The sequence below is a fragment of the Pseudothauera rhizosphaerae genome (assembly GCF_004801305.1).
Lineage (GTDB): Bacteria > Pseudomonadota > Gammaproteobacteria > Burkholderiales > Rhodocyclaceae > Pseudothauera > Pseudothauera rhizosphaerae.
On sequence record NZ_SSOD01000008.1, the window covers coordinates 177885 to 199670 of the forward strand.

22 protein-coding genes are annotated in these 21786 nt (G+C 68.0%); 14 read left to right on the forward strand and 8 right to left on the reverse strand.

The window, feature by feature from the left end; translation table 11 throughout:
- Nucleotides 1-12: 12 nt before the first annotated feature.
- Nucleotides 13-765, reverse strand: coding sequence for a pseudouridine synthase (locus E6O51_RS12180; protein ID WP_136385253.1), 753 nt, complete (start codon nt 763-765; stop codon nt 13-15).
- A gap of 116 nt (nt 766-881) precedes the next feature.
- On the opposite strand from E6O51_RS12180, the gene rpsT reads away from it, so the two are divergent.
- Nucleotides 882-1148, forward strand: coding sequence for a 30S ribosomal protein S20 (rpsT, locus tag E6O51_RS12185; protein ID WP_136385254.1), 267 nt, complete (start codon nt 882-884; stop codon nt 1146-1148).
- A 97-nt stretch (nt 1149-1245) separates the two neighbouring features.
- Here the strand turns inward: rpsT and E6O51_RS12190 are convergent, their stop codons facing one another.
- Nucleotides 1246-1542 carry a DUF3579 domain-containing protein gene (locus E6O51_RS12190; RefSeq protein ID WP_136385255.1) on the reverse strand — a complete coding sequence of 99 codons (297 nt, stop codon included), beginning with the start codon at nt 1540-1542 and terminating at the stop codon, nt 1246-1248.
- Nucleotides 1543-1787: 245 nt separating this feature from the next.
- Here E6O51_RS12190 and E6O51_RS12195 point away from each other — a divergent pair, with 245 nt between their 5' ends.
- The 6 genes from E6O51_RS12195 to E6O51_RS12220 are packed head-to-tail and all read left to right on the forward strand — an operon-like array spanning nt 1788 to nt 6282.
- Nucleotides 1788-2960 carry an aspartate aminotransferase family protein gene (locus tag E6O51_RS12195; protein ID WP_136385256.1) on the forward strand — a complete coding sequence of 391 codons (1173 nt, stop codon included), beginning with the start codon at nt 1788-1790 and terminating at the stop codon, nt 2958-2960.
- Nucleotides 2961-2976: 16 nt separating this feature from the next.
- Nucleotides 2977-3903 carry an ornithine carbamoyltransferase gene (gene argF, locus E6O51_RS12200; protein WP_136385257.1) on the forward strand — a complete coding sequence of 309 codons (927 nt, stop codon included), beginning with the start codon at nt 2977-2979 and terminating at the stop codon, nt 3901-3903.
- Nucleotides 3904-3960: 57 nt separating this feature from the next.
- A complete protein-coding gene (locus E6O51_RS12205) occupies nt 3961-5190 on the forward strand; it encodes an argininosuccinate synthase (RefSeq protein WP_136385258.1) in 1230 nt (409 codons plus the stop codon).
- 24 nt (nt 5191-5214) lie between these two features.
- The gene (locus E6O51_RS12210; protein WP_136385259.1) at nt 5215-5445 is read left to right on the forward strand and encodes a DUF2788 domain-containing protein; all 231 of its coding nucleotides are present in this window, start codon (nt 5215-5217) and stop codon (nt 5443-5445) included.
- An 11-nt stretch (nt 5446-5456) separates the two neighbouring features.
- Entirely contained in the window at nt 5457-5780 is a 324-nt protein-coding gene (gene ppnP / locus E6O51_RS12215; protein WP_136385260.1) for a pyrimidine/purine nucleoside phosphorylase, read from the forward strand.
- Nucleotides 5781-5796: 16 nt separating this feature from the next.
- On the forward strand, nt 5797-6282 hold the full coding sequence (locus E6O51_RS12220; RefSeq protein WP_136385261.1) for a YajQ family cyclic di-GMP-binding protein: 486 nt from the start codon (nt 5797-5799) through the stop codon (nt 6280-6282).
- A gap of 90 nt (nt 6283-6372) precedes the next feature.
- On the opposite strand, the gene E6O51_RS12225 is transcribed toward E6O51_RS12220, so the two are convergent.
- Both E6O51_RS12225 and E6O51_RS12230 read right to left on the reverse strand, forming a co-directional pair.
- The gene (locus E6O51_RS12225; protein WP_136385262.1) at nt 6373-7422 is read right to left on the reverse strand and encodes a 2Fe-2S iron-sulfur cluster-binding protein; all 1050 of its coding nucleotides are present in this window, start codon (nt 7420-7422) and stop codon (nt 6373-6375) included.
- Between the two features lie 88 nt (nt 7423-7510).
- Complete coding sequence (locus E6O51_RS12230) at nt 7511-8536, reverse strand: diiron oxygenase (protein ID WP_136385263.1); 1026 nt, start codon at nt 8534-8536, stop codon at nt 7511-7513.
- A gap of 275 nt (nt 8537-8811) precedes the next feature.
- Between E6O51_RS12230 and E6O51_RS12235 the strand changes: the two genes are divergently transcribed.
- The 5 genes from E6O51_RS12235 to E6O51_RS12255 all read left to right on the forward strand — a co-directional run bounded on the left by E6O51_RS12235 (nt 8812) and on the right by E6O51_RS12255 (nt 15463).
- Nucleotides 8812-9738 (forward strand): CobD/CbiB family protein, encoded by a 927-nt coding sequence (locus E6O51_RS12235; protein WP_136385264.1) that lies wholly within the window; start codon nt 8812-8814, stop codon nt 9736-9738.
- Nucleotides 9739-9759: 21 nt separating this feature from the next.
- Entirely contained in the window at nt 9760-10941 is a 1182-nt protein-coding gene (locus E6O51_RS12240; RefSeq protein ID WP_136385265.1) for an acetyl-CoA C-acyltransferase family protein, read from the forward strand.
- A gap of 267 nt (nt 10942-11208) precedes the next feature.
- The gene (locus tag E6O51_RS12245; RefSeq protein WP_136385266.1) at nt 11209-12627 is read left to right on the forward strand and encodes a circularly permuted type 2 ATP-grasp protein; all 1419 of its coding nucleotides are present in this window, start codon (nt 11209-11211) and stop codon (nt 12625-12627) included.
- A gap of 37 nt (nt 12628-12664) precedes the next feature.
- The gene (locus E6O51_RS12250; RefSeq protein WP_136385267.1) at nt 12665-13609 is read left to right on the forward strand and encodes an alpha-E domain-containing protein; all 945 of its coding nucleotides are present in this window, start codon (nt 12665-12667) and stop codon (nt 13607-13609) included.
- 276 nt (nt 13610-13885) lie between these two features.
- Nucleotides 13886-15463, forward strand: coding sequence for a methyl-accepting chemotaxis protein (locus E6O51_RS12255; protein WP_136385268.1), 1578 nt, complete (start codon nt 13886-13888; stop codon nt 15461-15463).
- Nucleotides 15464-15477: 14 nt separating this feature from the next.
- On the opposite strand, the gene rsgA is transcribed toward E6O51_RS12255, so the two are convergent.
- On the reverse strand, nt 15478-16395 hold the full coding sequence (gene rsgA, locus E6O51_RS12260; RefSeq protein WP_408003412.1) for a ribosome small subunit-dependent GTPase A: 918 nt from the start codon (nt 16393-16395) through the stop codon (nt 15478-15480).
- Nucleotides 16392-17645: a M48 family metallopeptidase gene (locus E6O51_RS12265; RefSeq protein ID WP_136385269.1), complete on the reverse strand. Its 1254-nt coding sequence runs from the start codon at nt 17643-17645 to the stop codon at nt 16392-16394. Before E6O51_RS12265 ends, rsgA begins: the two co-directional genes overlap by 4 nt.
- A gap of 115 nt (nt 17646-17760) precedes the next feature.
- Here E6O51_RS12265 and orn point away from each other — a divergent pair, with 115 nt between their 5' ends.
- Nucleotides 17761-18309: an oligoribonuclease gene (orn, locus tag E6O51_RS12270; protein ID WP_136385270.1), complete on the forward strand. Its 549-nt coding sequence runs from the start codon at nt 17761-17763 to the stop codon at nt 18307-18309.
- A 10-nt stretch (nt 18310-18319) separates the two neighbouring features.
- Complete coding sequence (locus tag E6O51_RS21865; protein WP_168735258.1) at nt 18320-18481, forward strand: hypothetical protein; 162 nt, start codon at nt 18320-18322, stop codon at nt 18479-18481.
- On the opposite strand, the gene pgi is transcribed toward E6O51_RS21865, so the two are convergent.
- Together pgi and E6O51_RS12280 are read right to left on the reverse strand one after the other, a co-directional pair.
- Nucleotides 18472-20103 carry a glucose-6-phosphate isomerase gene (gene pgi, locus E6O51_RS12275; RefSeq protein WP_136385271.1) on the reverse strand — a complete coding sequence of 544 codons (1632 nt, stop codon included), beginning with the start codon at nt 20101-20103 and terminating at the stop codon, nt 18472-18474. The genes E6O51_RS21865 and pgi overlap by 10 nt on opposite strands.
- Complete coding sequence (locus E6O51_RS12280) at nt 20096-21745, reverse strand: ArnT family glycosyltransferase (protein ID WP_136385272.1); 1650 nt, start codon at nt 21743-21745, stop codon at nt 20096-20098. Before E6O51_RS12280 ends, pgi begins: the two co-directional genes overlap by 8 nt.
- Nucleotides 21746-21786 lie beyond the last annotated feature (41 nt).

Genomic DNA, 21786 nt, shown 5'->3' on the forward strand with positions numbered 1-21786 from the left:
CGGACCATTGTGCTACGAATCGATGACACCCGAAAGACTGCGCTGCAGGGCCTCGCGCCAGCCGAGGGCATCGACTGCCTGCATGAAATCGGTGTCCGGCGCCGTAGCGATGCGGACGGGGCTGCCGCTCCAGGGGTGTTCGAAAGTCAGCAGCGTGCATGCCAGTAAAAGGCGATGCACGCCGAACAGGGTCTGGAACAGCCGGTTGTGGCGCCCCTTGCCAAAGGTGGCGTCGCCGACGATGGGGTGGGAGATGTGCTTGAGGTGGCGGCGCAACTGGTGGCGCCGGCCGGTCTCCGGCACCAGTTCCGCCAGCGCGTAGCGGCTGGTGGGGTAGCGGTCCACCCGGCAGGGTAGCTCGGCGGTGGCCAGCGTGCGGAAGCGGGTCCGGGCCGGGCGGGGCGTGCCGGCGATGCCTGCGGGCAGGTGCTCGGCCTCGTCGTGGCGCCGGCTCAGGGGATGGTCGATCAGCCCTTCGGCCGGCGGGTGGCCGCGTACCACCGCCACGTAGCGCTTGCCGACCGCGCCCGCCTCGAAGGCGCCGGACAGCCGCGCCAGGGTCTCCCGATCGAGGGCGAACAGCAGCACGCCGGAGGTGCCCTTGTCCAGGCGGTGCACCGGAAACACATGGCGGCCGAGCTGGTCGCGCAGCAACTGCACGGCAAAGCGCGTCTCGCGGGCATCGAGGGCGGAGCGGTGGACCAGCAGGCCGGCGGGCTTGTGGATGGCGACCAGGTGGTCGTCCCGGTGGAGCAGGGCGAGCATGGGCGGAAGGCGGGTGGTGGTGCGGGCATGCCGTGCGCTTCGCTTTGTGCTTGCATGCGGCGCGCCGGGCCGTTAGAATGCCGGTTTTTCCAAACCTGAACAACGGAAGTAAATCCATGGCCAATTCCGCACAAGCCCGCAAGCGTGCCCGTCAGGCGGTCAAGGCTCGCGCCCAGAACGCCAGCCTGCGCTCGCGTTTGCGTACCGCGATCAAGGCCGTTCGCAAGGCCATCGCGGGTGGCGACAAGGCGGCGGCTCAGTCTGTGTTCCGCACCTCGACGAGCACCATCGACAGCATTGCCGACAAGAAGATCATCCACAAGAACAAGGCCGCTCGCCACAAGAGCCGCCTGTCGTCCGCCATCAAGGCGATGGCCGCCTGATTCGGGCGCCGCGACGGCACGAAAAACGGCGACCTTCGGGTCGCCGTTTTCTTTTGTCCGGGGCGTTCCGATCCGCGATGCCCCGTGCCGGCCGGGTTCAGAGCGCGGTCTGCTCCGGGTCCATCGGTTCCATCTGCAGGTTGTTGTCGTTGGCGAAATTGATCAGGAACTTGTAGGCCAGCGGCTCCACGTCGTAGAGGCGGCGATCCACGAGCACCGTCTTGTCGCCCTTGAGGGTGCAGCCGGGGCGCACGTAGGGGGAGTACATCATGCGGTGGTCGGCGCCGAAGGCCGACATGATGCCGCACAGGCGGTCCGCCCAGTCGCTCGGGCGGAATTTCTTTCCCTCTCTCGTGACCCCGATGATGGCGAAGCTTTCGATCTTTTGATTCATGTGTCACGCCGTTCAGGCATCGGGAATCGGGGTGGGCGCAACCTGCGGGTATGCGGCGGCGCCTCGCAAGGAGGGCGGATTCTAACAGAAAACGTGTTCCGCAATGGCGCCCCGGCCCGCCGGCGGAGGGCCTGCAATATATACAACCTGCCCGGATTCCCTTAACATCTTTCCTTTGCCAATCCCACGGCGGCGTCTGCCGCCGTGTGCGTTTTTGTGCTTCATCGTTCCAGCGGGGGACCTCCATGTCGCATCTGATGAATACCTACGCTAGGCAGCCGGTGGCCTTCACCCACGGCGAAGGCGCGTGGATCTACGATGAGGCGGGCAGGCGCTACCTGGATGCTCTGTCCGGGATCGCCGTATCCACCCTTGGCCACAATCACCCGCGCCTGGTCCGCACCATTGCCGAACAGGCCGGCCGCGTGCTGCACACTTCCAACCTCTACTGCATTCCGCTGCAGGAACGGCTCGCCGACCGTCTGGCCGCGCTCTCGGGCATGGACGAGGTGTTCTTCTGCAATTCCGGCTGCGAGGCCAACGAGGCGGCGATCAAGCTCGCCCGCTTCTACGGGCACCGCAAGGGCATCGAACTGCCCACCGTGATCGTCATGGAGAACGCCTTCCACGGTCGCACGCTGGCCACGCTGTCGGCCACCGGCAACCGCAAGAGCCAGGCCGGTTTCGAGCCGCTGGTGAGCGGCTTCGTGCGCGTGCCGTACAAGGACATCGGCGCCATCCGCGCCATTGCCGAGCACAACCACGGCGTGGTCGCCGTGATGCTGGAGATGATCCAGGGCGAGGGCGGCATCAACGTGGCCGACGAGGATTTCCAGCGCGAACTGCGCGAGGTGTGCGACCAGCACGAGTGGCTGCTGATCTGCGACGAAGTGCAGTGCGGCGTGGGCCGCACCGGGCACTGGTTCGGCTGGCAGCAGTCCGGCGTGAAGCCCGACGTGATGACGCTGGCCAAGGGCCTCGGCTCCGGCGTGCCCATCGGCGCCTGCCTGGCTGCCGGCCGTGCGGCCGGGCTGTTCGGACCGGGCAACCACGGCTCCACCTTCGGCGGCAATCCGCTGGCCTGCGCGGCCGGGCTGACCACGCTGGAGGTGATCGAAAGCGACGGGCTGATGTCCAACGCGTTGAAAGTCGGCGAAACGATCCGCAGCGGCCTGCGCGAGGCGCTCGCCGGGGTTGACGGTGTCGTGGACATCCGCGGCCGCGGATTGATGATAGGCGTCGAGCTCGACCGCCCCTGCGGCGCGCTGGTGGGCAAGGCCCTGGAAGCGGGGCTGCTGATCAACGTGACCGCGGAGCGGGTGATCCGCCTGCTGCCGCCGCTGATCCTGAGCGAAGCCGAGGCGCAGACCCTGGTCGGCCTGCTCGCACCGCTGGTGCGCGACTTCCTCGCCCAATGAGCAGAGGTTGGACGCGATGACGGCACTCAAGCACTACCTGCAGTTCAAGGACTTCACGCGCGAGGAGTACGACTACCTGTTCGAGCGCACGCGCTGGATCAAGGACAAGTACAAGCGCTACGAGCCCCACCACCCGCTGTTCGACCGCACCCTGGTGATGATCTTCGAGAAGGCCAGCACGCGCACGCGCCTGTCCTTCGAGGCGGGCATGCACCAGTTGGGCGGCTCGGCCATCTACCTGAACACGCGCGACTCGCAACTGGGCCGCGGCGAGCCGGTGGAGGACGCGGCGCAGGTAATCTCGCGCATGAGCGACCTGGTGATGATCCGCACCTTCGAGCAGGACATCATCGAGCGCTTCGCCGCCAATTCGCGCGTGCCGGTCATCAACGGGCTGACCAACGAATACCACCCGTGCCAGATCCTGGCCGACATCTATACCTACATCGAGCACCGCGGCAGCATTCAGGGCAAGACCGTGGCCTGGGTGGGCGACTCCAACAACATGTGCAACACCTGGCTGCAGGCGGCCGAGGTGCTGGACTTCCACGTCCACGTGTCGACTCCGCCGGGCTACGAGGTGGAACCCGAACGCGCCGGCCTGTACGGCACCGGCCACTTCCAGCAGTTCGCCGACCCGCTGGAAGCCTGCAAGGGCGCCCATCTGGTGACCACCGACGTGTGGACCTCCATGGGCTTCGAGGCCGAGAACGAGGAACGCATGAAGGCCTTCGCCGACTGGTGCGTGGATGCCGAGATGATGGCGGTGGCCGCAGCCGACGCGCTGTTCATGCACTGCCTGCCCGCCCACCGCGGCGAGGAAGTGACCGCCGAGGTCATCGACGGCCCCCAGTCGGTGGTGTGGGACGAGGCCGAAAACCGCTTGCACGCGCAGAAGGCCCTGATGGAGTACGTAGTGCTCGGTAGGGTCGAGGAAAAATGACATCACGATGCCCACGGGCGTGGGCATCGGCAACACAGCAGGGAACAGGAAAACAGCATGAGCGACGTCAAGAAAGTGGTGCTCGCCTACTCGGGCGGGCTGGATACCTCGGTCATCCTGAAATGGCTGCAGGACACCTACCAGTGCGAGGTGGTGACCTTCACCGCCGACCTCGGACAGGGCGAAGAACTCGAACCGGCGCGCACCAAGGCGCTGAAGTTCGGCATCAAGCCGGAGAACATCTTCATCGACGACCTGCGCGAAGAGTTCGTGCGCGACTTCGTCTTCCCCATGTTCCGCGCCAACACCATCTACGAGGGTGAGTACCTGCTCGGCACCTCCATCGCCCGGCCGCTGATCGCCAAGCGCCAGATCGAGATCGCCCGCCAGACCGGCGCGGATGCCGTATCCCACGGCGCCACCGGCAAGGGCAACGACCAGGTACGCTTCGAGCTGGGCTACTACGCGCTGATGCCCAACGTGAAGGTCATCGCCCCGTGGCGCGAGTGGGACCTGCTGTCCCGCGAGAAGCTGCTGGCCTATGCGGAGAAGCACGGCATTCCCATCGAGATGAAGCACAAGCAGGGCGGTTCACCCTATTCGATGGACGCCAACCTGCTGCACATCTCCTACGAAGGCCGCCACCTGGAAGATCCCGCTGCCGAAGCCGAGGAATCCATGTGGCGCTGGACCGTGTCGCCGGAAGCGGCGCCGGACGCAGCCGAGTACGTGGACCTGGAATTCGAGCGCGGCGACCTGGTGGCCATCGACGGCACCCGCCTGAAGCCCCACGACCTGCTCGCAAAACTCAACCAACTGGGCGGCAAGCACGGCATCGGCCGGCTGGACCTGGTGGAAAACCGCTACGTGGGCATGAAGAGCCGCGGCTGCTACGAAACCCCGGGGGGCACCATCCTGCTGAAGGCGCACCGCGCCATCGAATCCATCACCCTGGACCGGGAAGTCGCCCACCTGAAGGACGACCTGATGCCGCGCTACGCCAGCACGATCTACAACGGCTACTGGTGGAGCCCGGAGCGCCAGGCCCTGCAGGCGCTGATCGACAACACCCAGCAGACCGTGAACGGCTGGGTGCGGGTCAAGCTGTACAAGGGCAACGTCATCGTCACCGGGCGCGACTCGAAGACCGATTCCCTGTTCGACCCCACCATCGCCACCTTCGAGGACGATGCCGGCGCCTACAACCAGAAGGACGCCCACGGCTTCATCCGCCTGAACGCGCTGCGCATGCGCATCGCGGCCAACGCGAAGGCGAAGCGGGGCTGAACGGGGGCCGAGGCGAGCTGAAAAATGGAAAATGAAGTCCTGATCTTCGGGCTGACCGTCGAGGAGTTCTCGTCCATCTCCCTCAAGGTCTGCTTCACCGCCCTGATCCTCTACATGCTGTTCATCATCGGCAACTTGGCCAAGGAGTCCAAGGCCGGCAGATACGGCACCGTGTGGATGTTCATCGCCCTGGGGCTGGGCTTCGTCGGCTTCGTCTCCAAGGCCTTCATCCAGAAAATCATGGGTATCGAATAGGATTCCAGCGCATGAGCATCACCGAGAAGTTCGACGGCGTGGCCGTCACCACCCGGGCCAACGTGTATTTCGACGGCAAGTGCGTCAGCCACTCCATCGTGCTGGCCGACGGCACGAAGAAGTCGGTGGGCGTGATACTGCCGGCCAGTCTCACCTTCAACACCGGTGCGCCGGAGATCATGGAAGGCGTGGCCGGAAGCTGCCGCGTGCGCCTGAAGGGCGAGAGCGAGTGGAAGACCTACGGCGCCGGGGAATCCTTCACGGTGCCGGGCAACTCGGCCTTCGACATCAAGGTCGCCGGCGAGCCCTACCACTACGTCTGCCATTTCGGCTGAGGCAGGGGAGGGCGCCATGCCGTCTTTCGACATCATGTCCGAGGTGGACGAAGTCGCGCTGCGCAACGCCGTGGACGTGGCCAACCGCAAGATCACCAACCGCTACGACTTCAAGGGCAGCGACGCCCGCATCGAGCAGGCCGACAAGTTGCTCACGCTGTACGCCGACAGTGACTTCCAGCTCGACCAGATGACCGCGGTGCTGCTGCCCGAGATGACCGGCAAGAAGGTGGACGTGCGCTGCCTGGACTACGGCGACGTGCAGAAAATCTCCGGCAACAAGGTCAAGCAGGAAGTGAAGGTGCGGGTGGGCGTGGAGCAGGACATGGCGAAGAAGATCGTCAAGCTCCTCAAGGACAGCAAGCTCAAGGTCCAGGCCGCCATCCAGGGCGACGCGGTGCGGGTGTCCGGCGCCAAGCGCGACGTGCTGCAGGAGGCCATCGCGCTGGTGCGGAAGGAGATCACCGATTTTCCGCTGCAGTACGGCAACTTCCGTGATTGAACCGGCGGATCGCGGCCAAGGCCGCTCCTACAGGACCGTCGACCGTGGGAGCGGGCTTGCCCGCGATTCGGCCAGCTGCCCCTTGCCGGTTCACGCCGCCACCAGGTGGCTGGGTGGCGCGGTCTGCGGTATCGCCTGACCGAAATAGCCTTCGGTGTGGATCAGATCGTCGCGTGCCCCGAGCGCCCTGGCGGCGGCCACGCAGGCCGCGACGAAATCCGGGCTGCCGGCGACGAATACGCTGTGTTTCGACAGGTCAGGGAACAGGTCGGGGAGCACCGCCGGAATGCGTCCGTGCAGCAGGCCCTCTCGCGTCTCGCCCGTGAGCGTGGGGCGCCAGATGAAGTTGCGGTGGCGCGTCTCCCAGTACTTCATCAGCCCTGAGTCGTAGAGATCCGCCGCGGTGCGCGCCGAGAACAACAGGGTGACCGGCTTGCGGTAGGCACGCCGCAGGGCCGCCTCGGTCAGGGACAGGATGGGGGCCAGCCCCGAGCCCGCCGCCATGCACAGCACCGGGGTGTCCACCGAGGGGTCGCCGATGAAGGTGCCGTAGGGGCCGGATATCTTCACCACGTCGCCGGGTTTCAGCGTGTCGTGCACCCACTGGCTGGTCTGGCCGTCTTCCACGCGGGTGATCTGCAGCACGATCTCGCCGTCCGGGCGCGGCGCGTTGGCGATGGAATAGCAGCGCGGCGGGGCGCCGGCGCGCTCGTCGCCCAGGGTGACGTATTGGCCCGGCCAGTAGCGCATGGGCTGGCCCACCGGGCGGAAGCGCAGTTCCAGGATGCGCGGCGTGCGGGCGATGCGGTCGGTGAGCACGAAGCGCTGATCCTCCCGCGGCGGGAAGAGCTTGGGCTTGGCGTCCTCGGTGCCCCACTCGATGACCAGTTCGGCGGACAGCGGCTTGGCCATGCACATCAGGCCGTAGCCCTGCTTGCGCTCCTCCTGGGACAGGGCCATGTCCAGCACCATGCCCTGGTCGAACTGGCCGGTGAGCACCTTGACCTTACATTCGCCACAGGCGCCGGCGCGGCAGTTGTTGGGCAGCGCGTAGCCGGCCTTCTCCAGCGCGCCGAGCACGGTGTCGCCGGGCGTGCATTCCACTTCGCGGCCGGAGGGGTGGAGGCGGATCTTCTGCATTCTTGTCTCCCGATCGGGGTGGGGTCGGATGTGCAAAGGGCCGCGGGTGCTTTGCCCGCGGCCCGTGGTGGTTGCGGGTGGGCGAGGCTCAGAACACCGGGATGATGTCCTGCATGTCCACGTCCGATACTTCCTGGCCGGTGATGCCCACTTCGGGAATCGCCGGGAAGGGGATGCCGTAGCGGTCGAGCACGCCCTTCAGGTTCAGCATCGCGTTCTTCCAGTTCTCCTTCTTGGCTTCATAGCTCGGCACGCCGAAGCCGGCGCCGCGGGCCACCTCCTCGGCTTCGCGCTGGTTGGCGATGAAGTCGTCGGGCAGGTCCCAGAATTCCATCGGCGGCTCGAACAGCACGGCGGACAGGAAGAGGTAGCCGGCGCGGATCTGCTTGGTCACCAGGGCCTTGTCCTCCTGGGGCAGGCGCGGGTAGTCGCGCTCCATCAGGGCCATACAGATGGCCATGTGGCGGCCCTCGTCGCGGCCGATGTTGCGGAAGGCTTCCTTGAACACCAGTTCGCGGGAATTGTCGTGCATCTGCTTGAAGATGGTCGCCGCGGCGATCTCGCCCATCAGGAAGGAGCTGAACAGCACCGCCAGCGAATACTTGGGCACCGCCTGCTTGTAGCCGGTCCAGTAACGGCCGCCGTTGTAGTACAGCCACTTGGCGTTCTTCTGCAGGCGCTTGCCGAGTTCGGTCTTCGGCTCGTAGGTGAGGGGGTCCGGATGCTCCAGGAAGCGGGTGATCGCCAGGCCGCACATCTGCTCGTGGTTCTGCTCGTCGCGGGTCACGGAGAAGAAGCAGCGCCGCACCGGGTCTTCCTCGTGCACTTCATAGGTCTTGATGAAGGCTTCGGCGAAGACCGGGGGTGCGGAGGCGTCGAACACGGAGAGCAGCGTCCACCAGTAGGCGATCGCCTCCCGTTCTTCCCAGGAGTAGGACTCCACGTCCAGGGTGTCCCAGGGCAGTTTCTTGGGGTCCCAGTTCTCGCGCTGGGCCGCGTCCCACACTTCCTCCATCTTGGCGGTCTGGGCGTGCCAGGACAGGGGGTAGACGTTGGGTTGCTGGGTCTCGGGCGGGAACTCCATCCGCTGGGCGAGCTTTTCGTTGTGGGCCATCAGTGTCTCCTCGTCGTTGGTATCGGTTCGGCGGCATGGGTGCCGCTCGGCAGAAAAGATGAGGCTTCGCAGGTCTGGAAAAGTTGATCCAGGTCAACAAATCATAAAATTGATTGACCGGTCGGTCAATAATATTTTTCCGCCGTGGCGATGTACCGGTATGCACATGTATCGCGTGATGTGCGCCCGCTGAACTGACGCCCACTTGTGGTATCGTCGCCGGGAAACAGCCGGAACAAGGGCTGCCAGCTTGCTCTCACCCTGACGACCCCCGCATGACGCTTTTTTCGCTGATCATCGCCCTGCTGATCGAGCAGGTGCGCCCTCTGCCTGCGCAGCAGGTGGTACTGGACCCTCTGGGCCGCCTGTCGGCTGCATTGACCGAGCGTTTCAACGACGGCCAGGTGCGCAACGGCCGCATCGCCTGGCTGCTGGTGATCGTGCTGGGTACTGCCGGCACCGCGCTGCTCCATTGGCTGCTGTCGAGCCTGCATCCGCTGTTCGCCTTCGCCTTCGACATCGGCGTGCTCTACCTGACCATGGGCTTCCGCCAGGAGAGCCACTTCTTCACCGACATCCACCTGGCGCTGCGCATGGGCGAGATCGACCGCGCCCGCGCGCTGCTGGGCGAATGGCGCGGCGGGCAATATCGCGAGGCCAGTTCCAGCGAGGTCGCGCGGCTCGCCATCGAACAGGGGCTGGTGTCCTCGCACCGCAACGTATTCGGCGTAGTGTTCTGGTTCATCGTGCTGCCCGGTCCCGCCGGGGCGGTGCTGTACCGCCTGGCGCGCTACTTCGCCGAGGACTGGGGAATGCGGCGCGATGCCGAGTTCGGCGCGTTCGGGCAGTTCGCGCGCAAGGCCTTCGAGGTGATCGATTTCGTCCCGGTGCGGCTCACCGCGGCTTCCTTCTCGGTGATGGGCGACTTCGAGGATGCGGTGTACTGCTGGCGCACCCAGGCCATGCTTTGGCCCGACAAGGCCTCCGGTATACTGCTGGCGAGCGGCGCCGGCGCCATGGGCGTGCGGCTGGGCATGCCGGTTCATGAATCGGGCGAGGTCGTCGAGCGCCCGGAGATGGGGCTCGGCGAGGAAGCCGATGCCGATTACATGCAGAGTACGGTAGGCCTGGTATGGCGCGCGCTGCTGCTCTGTCTGGTGTTGCTGGCCCTGGTCGGAATCGCCGGCTGGGTCGGCGGTTGATTGACGTGGAAGGAGTATCAGATGGCAAATCGTGAAGTTGTGGTCCTGAGCGCGGTGCGTTCGGCAATCGGTACCTTCGGTGGTTCGCTGAGCAGCCTGGAGCCCGCCGATCTGGCCGGCACCGTCATGCGTGAGGCGATCTCCCGCTCCGGCGTCGATCCCAAGCAGATCAGTTTCGTGACCGTGGGCAACTGCATTCCCACCGAGTCGCGCTACGCCTACGTGCCGCGCGTGGCCTCCATCCAGGCCGGCCTGTCCTACGAATCGGTGGCGATGCAGGTCAACCGCCTGTGCTCCTCCGGCCTGCAGGCCATCGTGTCCTCCGCCCAGGCCATCCTGCTGGGCGACGCCGACTACGGCATCGGCGGCGGCGTGGAAGTGATGTCCCGCGGCGCCTACCTGCTGCCGTCGCTGCGCTCGGGTGCGCGCATGGGCGACACCACCGCCATCGACGCGATGGTTTCCGTGCTGACCGACCCCTTCGGCGTCGGCCATATGGGCGTCACCGCCGAGAACCTGGCCACCAAGTGGGGCATCAGCCGCGAGGAGCAGGACGCCTTCGCCCTGGAATCCCAGAACCGTGCCGCCAAGGCTATTGCCGCGGGCCACTTCAAGTCGCAGATCGTTCCCATCGTGCTGAAGACGCGCAAGGGCGAAACCGTGTTCGACACGGACGAGCACCCGCGCGCCACCACGCTGGAAGCGCTGGCCAAGATGAAGCCGGCGTTCAAGAAGGACGGCACCGTGACCGCCGGCAACGCCTCGGGCATCAACGACGGCGCCTCCTTCTTCGTGCTCGCCGATGCATCCGTCGCTGCCGCCGCCGGCCACAAGCCCATCGCCCGCCTGGTGTCCTACGCCCTGGCCGGCGTGCCCAACGACGTCATGGGCGAAGGCCCGATCCCGGCTTCCAAGTTGGCCCTCAAGCGTGCCGGTCTGAGCCTGGACCAGATCGACGTGATCGAGTCCAACGAAGCCTTCGCCTCCCAGGCGATCGCCGTGGCCAAGGGCCTGGGCCTGGACCCGGTCAAGACCAACCCCAACGGCGGCGCCATCGCTCTGGGCCACCCGGTGGGCTGCTCCGGTGCCTTCATCGCCACCAAGGCGATCTACGAACTGCAGCGCGTCAACGGCCGCTACGCGCTGGTCACGATGTGCATCGGCGGCGGTCAGGGCATTGCTGCGGTCTTCGAGCGCATCTGACCGTGTTTGCAATCCGGCAAGAAAACCCGCTTCGGCGGGTTTTTTTGTGTCCGTCGGCTGTGCCCCTCCCATGCACCAACGCACCCAAAGGGAATGGGGCGATGCACCGCCGTGGTGCGCCGTAAGGGTGGAAACGGCCGAATAGCCGCGGCGCAGGCGCCCGAACGCTGGCATGCTTTTCGCTGTCAGAATTCGGTGGCGAGGATGCCCCGACCTTCGGGCCGCGGCGACTCACCGTTCCATTCATGAACAGGCGGGCTCGACGCCATGACCATCAAGCACTTCCATAACGAAATGACCGACGATGCGGGCCGGGTACGTCCGCACTACGCGTCGTACGCAAGCTGGCTGTCCGAGATGCCCGAGGAGCGCCTGGCGCAGAAGCGCGCCGAAGCGGACGCGCTGTTCCACCGCCACGGCATCACCTTCGCCGTGTACGGCGAAAACTCCGGCACCGAACGCCTGATTCCCTTCGACATCATCCCGCGCATCATCCCGGCCGACGAATGGCACACCCTGGCCGCCGGCCTGCGCCAGCGGGTCAAGGCCCTCAACCTCTTCATCTGCGACATCTACCACGAGCAGAACATCCTCAAGGCCGGGCGCATTCCCGCGGAGCAGGTGCTCAACAACGCCCAGTACCGCAAGGTCATGCAGGGCGTGGACGTGGCGCGCGACCTCTACGCGCACATCGCCGGGGTGGACATCGTGCGCGCGGGACAGGGCGAGTACTACGTGCTGGAGGACAACCTGCGCGTGCCGTCCGGCGTGTCCTACATGCTGGAGAACCGCAAGATGATGATGCGGCTCTTCCCGCGCCTGTTCTCGCGCTACCGCGTGGCGCCGGTGGACCGCTACCCGGACATGCTGCTCAAGACCCTGCGCAGCGTCGCCCCCACCGGCGTCGCCGATCCCACCGTCGTGGTGATGACGCCGGGCGCCTACAACAGCGCCTATTTCGAGCACGCCTTCCTGGCCCAGCAGATGGGCGTCGAACTGGTGGAAGGCCAGGACATGTTCGTGCAGGACGAGCAGGTGTTCATGCGCACCACGCGCGGCCCCCAGCGCGTGGACGTGATCTACCGCCGCATCGACGACGACTTCCTCGATCCGCTGGCCTTCCGCCCCGACTCGGTGCTCGGTGTGCCGGGCCTGCTGCAGGCCTACCGCGCCGGCCGGGTGACGCTGTCCAACGCCATCGGCAGCGGCGTGGCGGACGACAAGTCCATCTATCCCTACGTGCCGGAGATGATCCGCTTCTACCTGGACGAGGAACCCATCCTGCACAACGTGCCCACCTTCATGTGCCGCAAGAAGGAGGACCTCTCCCACGTGCTGGACCATCTCGCCGAGCTGGTGGTCAAGGAAGTCCACGGCGCGGGCGGCTACGGCATGCTGGTCGGCCCGGCGTCCACCAAGGCCGAGATCAAGGCTTTCCGCGAGGTTCTCGTTGCCCACCCCGAACGCTACATCGCCCAGCCCACGCTGGCGCTGTCCGCCTGCCCGACCTTCGTGGAGTCCGGCATCGCGCCGCGCCACATCGACCTGCGCCCCTTCGTGCTGTCCGGCGAGGAAGTGCAGCTCGTGCCCGGGGGGCTGACCCGCGTGGCGCTGCGGGAGGGGTCGCTGGTGGTCAATTCCTCGCAGGGCGGGGGCACCAAGGACACCTGGGTGCTGGAAGCCTGAGCGGCGCGGTACGAGAGAGAACGAAGGGAGAACGCAAATGCTGAGCCGTACCGCCGACCACCTGTACTGGATGGCCCGCTACATGGAACGCGCCGAGAACGTCGCCCGCATCCTGGACGTGAACCACCGCATGTCCATGATGCCCCAGTCCGCCGTGCAGCAGGAGCAGGCCTGGGGCGCGACCCTGCGCATCATGGGCCTGGAAGGCGCCTTCCATCAGCGCTATGCGGAGATTTCGCCGGACGCGGTGCTGGAATTCATGGTTTTCGACCAGGAGAACCCTTCCAGCGTACGCAACTGTCTGCGCGCCGCGCGCGAGAACGCCCACGCGGTGCGCGGCACGCTGACGTCCGAATTGTGGGAGACCACCAACGGCACCTGGCTCAGGATGCGCGACTTCACCCCGGAGATGCTGGCCGACGCCGGGGCGAGCGAGTTCTTCGAATGGGTCAAGTACCGCTCCCACCTGTCCCGCGGCGTGACCATCGGCACCATGCTGCAGGACGAAGCGCTGCGCTTCATCCGCCTGGGCACCTTCCTCGAACGTGCCGACAACACCGCGCGCATCCTGGACGTGAAGTACCAGTTGCTGCTGCCCGCCGGCGAGGTGGAGGGCGGGGCGGCGGACTACTACCAGTGGAGCGCGCTGCTGCGCTCGGTGTCGGCCTTCGAGGTGTACCGCAAGGTGTACCGCGACCTGATCACCCCGTCGCGGGTGGCGGAACTGCTGCTGCTGCGCGTGGACATGCCGCGCTCCATCGCGCGCTGCCTGAAGGAGGTGTACGCCAACCTGTGCGCGGTGGCCAACGACCAGTCCGCCGAAACCGAGCGGCGCGCCGGCGAACTGGAGGCCCAACTGCGCTTCGGCCGCATCGAGGACATCGTGCGCGACGGCCTGCACAACTACGTGCTGCGCCTGCTCGGCCGCGTGCAGGATCTGGGCAGCCGCATCGCCGACGACTTCCTGGTACCGGTGTCCTGATCGGCGCGCCGCCTGGATCGCGGCGGCCGGCAGCCGTACGGCCCCGCGTGCCGGGGAAAGCCGGGGACCGGCCCGTGACAAGTTGTCACGTAATGTCACTTTCCCTTCAGAATTCCTGCGCCGGGCCGATATTCTGTTCGACGCAGCAAGGTGGCAGCCCCATGAGCCCCGTTCCGCAAGGCGGGGTGTACGGCCGGCCCGCTGCGCCTCATCCATCGATCTCTTGTTTGCGTCCCGTGCGGCTTTTTCCGCGTGGGAGCGCCACGGTACCCCCAGATGCGAAACAACCAGCCGATCACCGACCGCGAGGTGGTCTTTCCCGCCGATGTACGCCTGATCACGACCACCGATCTGCAGGGCGACATCACCTTCGTCAACGACGACTTCGTCAAGGTGTCCGGGTTCGCCCGGCAGGAACTGGTCGGGCAGCACCACAACATCATCCGCCACCCGCACATGCCCGGGGAAGCGTTCGCGGACATGTGGAAGACCATCCGCTCCGGGCGTTCCTGGAAGGGCATGGTCAAGAACCGCTGCAGGAACGGCGACTACTACTGGGTCGACGCCTACGTGACGCCGATCATGAAGAACGGCCAGATCGTCGAGTACCAGTCGGTGCGCTTCGCGCCGGACCCGGACGCCAAGGTGCGGGCCGAGCACGAGTACCGGCGCTGGCGGGAGGGCGGCACGCCCAGGGGTGCGAGCGGATTCGGCCTTTCCCTGGGGGTGAAGCTGGCGCTGGCCGCGGCCCTGCCGGGCCTGGTCCTGGGCGGGCTGGCCGCCGGGCGCGGGGATGCCGCCCTGGCGCTCGCCGGCCTGCTGCTGGCGGTCGGGGGAGGCATCGCGGTGTGGGCGCTGCTGGCGCCGTTCCGTGCCCTGGTAGAGGACTTCCGCCGGGTGACCGGCCACCCGGCGCTGACCTATCTGTACAGCGGCCGGGCGGACGAATTGGGGGTCATCCGCCAGGCGCAGGCCACCCGCCTGTCCGAGATGCGCGCCATCATCGCCCGGCTGGGCAACTCCTGTCACTACATCGAGCGCGCCAAGACGCGCGCCGACGAGTGCGTCGGGCAGGCCAACCAGGCGGTCCAGGGGCAGGGGCAGGAGGTGGAGGACATCTTCCAGGCCATGGCCCGCATGCTGGACAGCCAGCACCAGGTCGCCGAGGCCGCCACGCACACGGCGGAAGCCTCCGTGCAGTCCCGCCAGGCCACCACCCAGGGGCGGGAGCAACTGGTGCACATGGTCGATTCGATCAAGCATCTGGCGGACGCGCTGGAGGAAACCCGCGGCACGGTCGCCGCGCTGGCCGAGCGCAGCGGCAACATCGCCAAGGTCATCGACGTCATCACCGGGATCGCCGACCAGACCAACCTGCTGGCGCTCAACGCGGCCATCGAGGCGGCGCGGGCGGGCGAGGCCGGGCGCGGCTTCGCCGTGGTGGCCGATGAGGTGCGCAAGCTGGCCCAGCGCACCCAGGAATCCACGCGCGACATCCGCGACATTATCTCCGGCCTGGAACAGGACACCCACGCCTGCGTGGACGCCATCGGCAACGGAGTGGCGATGTCCCAGCGCACGGTGGAACTGGCCGGGCAGACCGACCAGGCATTCGGCATGATCCTGGAGTCGGTGGACAACATCCACCAACTGGCCGGCAACGTGGATGCGGCGATGCACGAGCAGTCCAGCATCAGCGAGCAGACCGGCCGCCAGATGCAGGTGCTGCGCGACAGCGCCAGCCTGGCGGTGGAATCCAGCGCCACCTTCAATACCCACGCGGCCCGGCTCGGCGAGCACCTGGACAAGCTGAACGTGCTGGCCAGCCACTTCACCTCCATCCTGAGCCGCTAGGCCGGCGGGCGCGCCTACCAGCCCGGATTGAGGCGTCTGGCCTCGGCGATCTCGCCGCGGATGCTGCGGTAGTGCTCGAAGCGGCGCGGGTGGATGGCGCCGGCCTCCAGAGCCGCGCGCAGCGCGCAGCCCGGTTCGGTGTCGTGCCGGCAGTCGCGGAAGCGGCACTGGCCGAGATGGGGGCGGAATTCCACGAAGCACTCGGCCAGGTGGTCCGGCTCCAGGTGGGCGAGGCCGAAGGCCTGCAAGCCGGGGCTGTCGATCAGCCACCCCTCGTCCGGCAGCGGGTAGAGGCGGGCGAAGGTGGTGGTGTGCTTGCCGCTGTCCAGCGCGCTGGAAATCTCCCGCGTCGCGGCGTTGGCTTCCGGGATCAGCGCGTTGGTGAGGGTGGACTTGCCCATGCCGGACTGCCCCACCAGGATGCTGCGCTCGCCCGCCAGCAGCGGACGCAGCGTGTCGGCGCCGGCCAGCGCGGAGAGTTCGACGACGCGGTAGCCGAGGGCGGTGAAGGTCGCCAGCGCCGCGCGTGCGGCCGGCAGGCGTTCGGCCAGGTCGGCCTTGTTGAGCACGATCAGCGTCTTCAGGTCCTGGGATTCCGCCGCGCACAGGCAGCGCGACACCAGCAGATCGGAGAAGGCCGGTTCGGTGGCGACCACGATGACCACCTGGGTCAGGTTGGCGGCGATCAGCTTCTCGCGGAAGGCGTCCGAGCGCCACAGCAGGTTGCGGCGCGGGTGCAGGTGTTCGATGGCGCCCTGGCCGTCGCCGTGCGGGGCGATGTCCACCTCGTCGCCGCAGGCGAACACGCTCTTCTTGCCGCGGGGGTAGCCCTGCAGGCAGCCGCCGTCGATGAGCACTTCGTAGTGGCGGCCGAAGGCCGCGGTGACGAGGCCGTGCAGGCGGTGGCCGGCAGTGCCCGGGCGCCGCTTCACCGGGCCTGGGCCTGCAGCCGCGCCACGCGGATGGCCGCCGGCGGATGGGAGTCGAAGAAGCGCGAGTAGAGCGGATCGGGCGTCAGCGTGGCGGCGTTGTCCCGGTACAGCTTGACCAGGGCCGTCACCAGGTCACCGGCGCGGGTCTGGCGTGCGGCGTAGGTGTCCGCCTCGAACTCGTGCGCCCGCGACCAGTGGCTGGCCAGCGGCGCGAGGGGGAAGGTGAAGGCCGGCAGCGCGAGGCCGAACAGGGCCAGCGCGGTGGCGGTGCCGGCGCTGTCCACGCCCAGGCCGGCGTAGAACCAGTCCTGCCCGATCAGCCAGCCGAGGAGGGCCAGCAGGGCCAGGCTGCCGGCCGCCAGCGCCGCGATGCGCTTGAACACGTGGCGGTGGTGGAAGTGGCCGAGTTCGTGGGCGAGCACCGCCTCCACCTCCTGGGGGGCGAGCTTTTCCAGCAGGGTGTCGAAGAACACGATGCGCTTGGCCGCCCCGAAGCCGGTGAAATAGGCGTTGCCGTGGGCGGAGCGGCGCGAGCCGTCCATGACGAAGAGGCCCCGCGAGCGGAAACCGCAACGGGCGAGCAGTCCTTCGACGCGGCTGCGCAGGGCCTCGTCGGTGAGCGGGGTGAACTTGTTGAACAGGGGCGCGATGAAGGTCGGCCAGACGAAAAGCGCGAGCAGGTTCACGCCCAGCCAGAAGGCCCACACCCACAGCCACCAGGCCTCGCCCATGGCGTCCATCAGCCACAGCGCCACGGCCACGATGGGCAGGCCGAGCAGCGCGCCGAGCAGGGCCTCGCGGGCGCAATCGGCCGCATACAGCGCGGGCGTCATGCGGTTGAAGCCGAAGCGTTTCTCGATGCCGAAGATGCGGGCCAGCGCGAAGGGCTGGTCCACCACCCAGCCGAGCACGCCCAGGGAGGCGAGCAGGGCCACGCCGTGGGCCAGCGTGCCGGCGGCGAGGACCGCGCTCCAGGCGTCGAACAGCGCCTGCAGGCCGCCGCCCACGGTCAGCGCGAGCACGAACACGGTGGAGACGGCCAGCTCGGCCAGGCCGAGGCGCATGCGCACCGCCGTGTAGTCGGCTGCCTTCTGATGTGCGGCGAGGCCGATGGTGTCGGCAAAGGCGGCCGGCACCGCATCACGCCGGGCACGCACGTGGCGCATCTGGCGCAGCATCAGCATGGCCTTGACCAGCATGCCGCCAAACAGAACGACGAGGAACAGGGTGGTGAAGGAGGAGGCCGTCATCGGGGGAGCCGTCGGGGAGAGCCGGGCAGGTGGAGAGGGCCGCGGCAGGGAACGAGGAGCGGTCCAATCTGTGACACAATCGGCGCCTTCATCGTTTCGTTATTGGCCGAAGATTATGGCACAGGATCAGAACCACCTCATCTGGCTGGACCTCGAGATGACGGGCCTCGAACCGGACCGGGACCGCATCATCGAAATCGCCATCGTCATCACCGATCCACAGCTCGATACCGTGGCCGAAGCGCCCGTGATCGCGGTCCATCAGCCCGATACGGTGCTCGACACGATGGACGAATGGAACCGCAACACCCACGGCAAGTCGGGGCTCACCGCGCGCGTGAAGGCTTCCACCGTGGGCGAGGCCGAGGCCGAGCAGCAGGTGCTGGCCTTCCTCAAGGAGTGGGTGCCGGCGCGCACCTCTCCCATGTGCGGCAATTCCGTGTGCCAGGACCGCCGCTTCCTCGCGCGCTACATGCCCGAGCTGGAAGCCTGGTTCCACTACCGCAACCTGGACGTCTCCACGCTCAAGGAACTGGCGCGGCGCTGGCGGCCGGAGGTGTACAAGGGCGTGGAGAAGAAGGGCAAGCACGAGGCGCTGGCCGACATCCACGAATCCATCGCGGAACTGCGCCACTACCGCGACAACTTCCTGCGCCTGGAGTGAGGGCGGGGCCATGCCGACCAGCCCGCGTGCCGTGTTCTCCCGTGTCGCCGCCTGGCTGTACGCGCGGCGGCGCAAGCTGCTGATGCTGGCGCTGGTGGTGGCGTTCTTCTACCTGCTGGGCTACTTCACGCCGCGGGTGAGTACCCCCGGCATGTGCCTGATCTACGGCTGAGCCGGGCCGCGCAGGGCGGCGATGGCCTGCTGCAGGCCTAGGGTGGACGCGTCGCTGCCGGCCGGCGCTGCGCCCGCGAGGCGGCGCGCCATTTCCTTGCCCAGTTCCACGCCGTACTGGTCGAAGCTGTCGATGCCCCAGATCCAGCCCTGAACGAAGACCTTGTGCTCGTAGAGCGCCATCAGCGCGCCCAGCGCGAAGGGCTCCAGCATGGGCAGCAGCAGGGTGGTGCTGGCCTGGTTGCCGGGGATCGCCAGGTGGGGGGCCAGGCGGCGGACGTCCTCCTCGCTCGCGCCGCGGGCGCGCAGGGCAGCCTCCGCCTCGTCCAGGCTGCGGCCGTGGGTGAGGGCGGCGGCCTGGGCCAGTGCGTTGTCGGCCAGCGCCTGCCGGCGCGGATCGTTGCCATCGGCGATGACGATGAAATCCAGCGGAACGGCGCGCGTGCCCTGGTAGAGGAGCTGGTGGAAGGCGTGCTGGCCGACGGTGCCGGCACCGCCCCACACCACGGGCGAGGTCATCACCGCCGTGGTGCTGCCGTCGCGCAGCGTGCGCTTGCCGTTGCTCTCCATCTCCAGTTGCTGCAGCCAGGCCGGGAAGCTGCGCAGGCCGTGGGCGTAGGGCAGCACCGCCAGGGTTTCCTGGTCGAGGAAGTCGGTGTTCCACAGGCCCACGAGGCCCATCAGTACCGGCAGGTTGTCGGCGAAGGGGGCCGTGCGGAAGTGTTCGTCCATGGCCCGCGCGCCGGCCAGCAGGGCATCGAAGCGCGCCTCGCCGAGGGCGACGAGCAGCGGCAGGCCGATGGCCGACCACACGGAGTAACGCCCCCCCACCCATTCGGGCATGGGCAGCAGGCGCTCCGCGGCGATGCCGAAGGCGAGGGCGGCGGCGGTGGCGTTGGTGACGGCGGCGAAATGGGCGCCGATGTCGGCACTCTCGCCCAGGGCCGCCCGCAGCCAGGCGCGGGCGGCCTCGGCGTTGGCCAGCGTCTCGGCGGTGGTGAAGCTCTTGGAGGCGACGATGAACAGCGTCTCGGCCGGTTCGGCGTCGGCCAGGGCCTCGTCCAGTTCCTGCGGGTCGAGGTTGGCGGCGAACCGTACGCTCACCGGGTTGCGGCCGGCGGGGCCGGCCAGGGCTTCGGCGACCATGCGCGGACCGAGGTCCGAGCCGCCGATGCCGAGGTTGACCACGCGGCGGATGGTCCATCCGGTGCAGCCGGTGATCCGCCCATCGCGCAGTGCGGTGGCGAAGGCGCGCATGCGCTCGTTCGTGCGTGCGAAGGTGTCCGCATCGGCTGCCGGCGGCGGGCAGGTGCCCCGCAGCGCCATGTGCAGTGCCGCGCGGCCTTCGGTGTAATTGACCGGTTTGCCGCCGAACAGGGCGGCGATGCCTTCGGCCAGCCGCGCCTGGGCGGCGAGGTCCAGCAGGGCGGCGAGGGCCGCCGGGTCCAGGCGCTGGCGCGAGAAGTCGGCGAGCAGGCCGCAGGCGCGGCGGGACAGGGCATCGAAACGGGCGGGATCTTCGCTGAACAGGTTGCCGACGCGCTGCGCCCCCAGGCGTTCGCGGTGGGTCTGCAGGACCTGCCAGGCCGGCAGGCGATGGGGCGGCACGAAAGCGTCAGTCACGTTGATAGAGCCGGAAGATTTCCAGTTGCCTGCCGCCGCCGCGGCGATGTTCCCACAGCAGCTTCCACTCGTCCGGCAGCGTGCGCGGCCCGGCGCGGCGGTCGTCGTGCACCAGCAGCAGCTTGCACGGACTGCCCGCTTCCCGCACCGGTTCCGGGCGCAGGCCGGCGAAGTAGTCCAGCGAGGCGCGCACCGCCGGCGACAGGCCGGTGGTGGCGACGCAGTCCGAGTGTTCGTCGGCCAGCACGCGGGCAAGGGATTCGGCTGGCGCGCGGTAGCTGCGGCCGTAGTCGAACCAGGGCATCAGCAGCGCCACCGCCAGGCACCACAGCATGGTCATGCCCAGCGCCCAGTTGCCCGGGCCGCGGTTGGGCGTGCGGGGCAGGCGCCACGCGAACACGAGCCAGGCCGCCGTGATGCCCGCGCCGATGAGCGCCATCGCCGTCTCGCCGTGGAGCACGAAGCCGGGGCCGTAGCGTTCCACGTGGCGGGCGAGGCCCGGCGGCCAGGCGATCACCTGGGCCGTCCAGCCGAGCCAGACCAGCACGGCGAACACGCCGAAGGTCATCACCCCGAACCAGTCGAAGGCGTTCGCCGCGCCGCGGCGCAGCACGGGCGCGCCGGAGGCGGCCAGCAGCGCGAACGGGGCGATCAGCGGCAGCAGCGCAACGCGGGTGTCGCGCTCGCTCAGGGCCAGCCACAGGGCCACCAGCAGGATCGCCGCGATCGGCAGCACCACCGGCAGGCCGAGCAGGCGCCGGCGCGCGATCCACAGGCCCCACAGCGCGATCGGCCACAGGGGCCAGACGAACCAGCCGATGTCCTTGAACAGGCCGCCGACTTCGGCGACCGGCAGCGGTTCGCCGACCAGGACGGCGAGATCCTGCGTCCACCAGAAACGGAATAGCTCCGGGTCCTGGTAGTGCAGGGCCACCGGCCACACGGCGCCCAGCACCAGCGCCAGGGTGAGGCCGAGCAGCACGGCGCCGCTGGTGCGCGGGGTGCGGCACTCCGGGCAGACCAGCAGCACCAGCAGGAAGAGCGGCACGGTGAGCAGCACGGCGGCGAAACCCCCGGCCACAAAGGCCAGCGCGGCGCCGAGGGCGGCCTGCAGGGCGCCCGCGAGCGGCGCGGCGGTCAGGCGGGAGAGCCCCGCCAGCGTGAGCGCCTGCATGGCGACCACGGCCAGCATGGGCTGGGTTTCGTGGGCATGGATGACCAGCCCCAGCGTGCCGAGGGTGAGCAGCACCGCCGCATTGCGGGTCTCGCGGCCGTAGAGGCGGCCGCTGGCCTGGGCGATCCAGTACAGCGCGAGGGCGGTGAACAGGGCGGTGGCGAGGCGGGCGCCGTCGTGCAGCGGCAGCACCCAGGCGAAGGCCCGGGCCAGCAGCGCCGACGCCCAGTAGTACAGGGGCGGAAAGTCGGCCACCGGCTCGCCGGCGAGGCGGGGGAAGAGCAGGCCCTCGCCCTGCAGCATGCCGAGCACCGGGCCGAAATGGGCGGCGTCGTCGCCGCGCCAGGGATCGTGGCCGGTCAGCCCGGCCAGCAGGTAGACGACGGCCAGCACGATCAGTCCGAGCGGACTGAACAGGCGATGGATCAGTGAAATGGGCGGCCGGGGGGGCGTGGGCGTCAGCGGCATCGTTGTTCTTCGGCGTCGTCGGGAGGTCCGGTGACGAAGGC

What these genes read in the sequence shown, in the direction of transcription:
- E6O51_RS12280 (WP_136385272.1), bottom strand. Translation starts at nt 21,745, where the DNA reads ATGCCGCTGACGCCCACGCCCCCCCGGCCGCCCATTTCACTGATCCAT.
- E6O51_RS12265 (WP_136385269.1), bottom strand. Translation starts at nt 17,645, where the DNA reads ATGACGGCCTCCTCCTTCACCACCCTGTTCCTCGTCGTTCTGTTTGGC.
- E6O51_RS12195 (WP_136385256.1), top strand. Translation starts at nt 1,788, where the DNA reads ATGTCGCATCTGATGAATACCTACGCTAGGCAGCCGGTGGCCTTCACC.
- E6O51_RS12205 (WP_136385258.1), top strand. Translation starts at nt 3,961, where the DNA reads ATGAGCGACGTCAAGAAAGTGGTGCTCGCCTACTCGGGCGGGCTGGAT.
- E6O51_RS12225 (WP_136385262.1), bottom strand. Translation starts at nt 7,422, where the DNA reads ATGCAGAAGATCCGCCTCCACCCCTCCGGCCGCGAAGTGGAATGCACG.
- E6O51_RS12245 (WP_136385266.1), top strand. Translation starts at nt 11,209, where the DNA reads ATGACCATCAAGCACTTCCATAACGAAATGACCGACGATGCGGGCCGG.
- E6O51_RS12230 (WP_136385263.1), bottom strand. Translation starts at nt 8,536, where the DNA reads ATGGCCCACAACGAAAAGCTCGCCCAGCGGATGGAGTTCCCGCCCGAG.
- rpsT (WP_136385254.1), top strand. Translation starts at nt 882, where the DNA reads ATGGCCAATTCCGCACAAGCCCGCAAGCGTGCCCGTCAGGCGGTCAAG.
- E6O51_RS12250 (WP_136385267.1), top strand. Translation starts at nt 12,665, where the DNA reads ATGCTGAGCCGTACCGCCGACCACCTGTACTGGATGGCCCGCTACATG.
- E6O51_RS12180 (WP_136385253.1), bottom strand. Translation starts at nt 765, where the DNA reads ATGCTCGCCCTGCTCCACCGGGACGACCACCTGGTCGCCATCCACAAG.
- ppnP (WP_136385260.1), top strand. Translation starts at nt 5,457, where the DNA reads ATGAGCATCACCGAGAAGTTCGACGGCGTGGCCGTCACCACCCGGGCC.
- argF (WP_136385257.1), top strand. Translation starts at nt 2,977, where the DNA reads ATGACGGCACTCAAGCACTACCTGCAGTTCAAGGACTTCACGCGCGAG.
- E6O51_RS12255 (WP_136385268.1), top strand. Translation starts at nt 13,886, where the DNA reads ATGCGAAACAACCAGCCGATCACCGACCGCGAGGTGGTCTTTCCCGCC.
- orn (WP_136385270.1), top strand. Translation starts at nt 17,761, where the DNA reads ATGGCACAGGATCAGAACCACCTCATCTGGCTGGACCTCGAGATGACG.
- E6O51_RS12210 (WP_136385259.1), top strand. Translation starts at nt 5,215, where the DNA reads ATGGAAAATGAAGTCCTGATCTTCGGGCTGACCGTCGAGGAGTTCTCG.
- E6O51_RS12220 (WP_136385261.1), top strand. Translation starts at nt 5,797, where the DNA reads ATGCCGTCTTTCGACATCATGTCCGAGGTGGACGAAGTCGCGCTGCGC.
- E6O51_RS12240 (WP_136385265.1), top strand. Translation starts at nt 9,760, where the DNA reads ATGGCAAATCGTGAAGTTGTGGTCCTGAGCGCGGTGCGTTCGGCAATC.
- E6O51_RS21865 (WP_168735258.1), top strand. Translation starts at nt 18,320, where the DNA reads ATGCCGACCAGCCCGCGTGCCGTGTTCTCCCGTGTCGCCGCCTGGCTG.
- E6O51_RS12235 (WP_136385264.1), top strand. Translation starts at nt 8,812, where the DNA reads ATGACGCTTTTTTCGCTGATCATCGCCCTGCTGATCGAGCAGGTGCGC.
- E6O51_RS12190 (WP_136385255.1), bottom strand. Translation starts at nt 1,542, where the DNA reads ATGAATCAAAAGATCGAAAGCTTCGCCATCATCGGGGTCACGAGAGAG.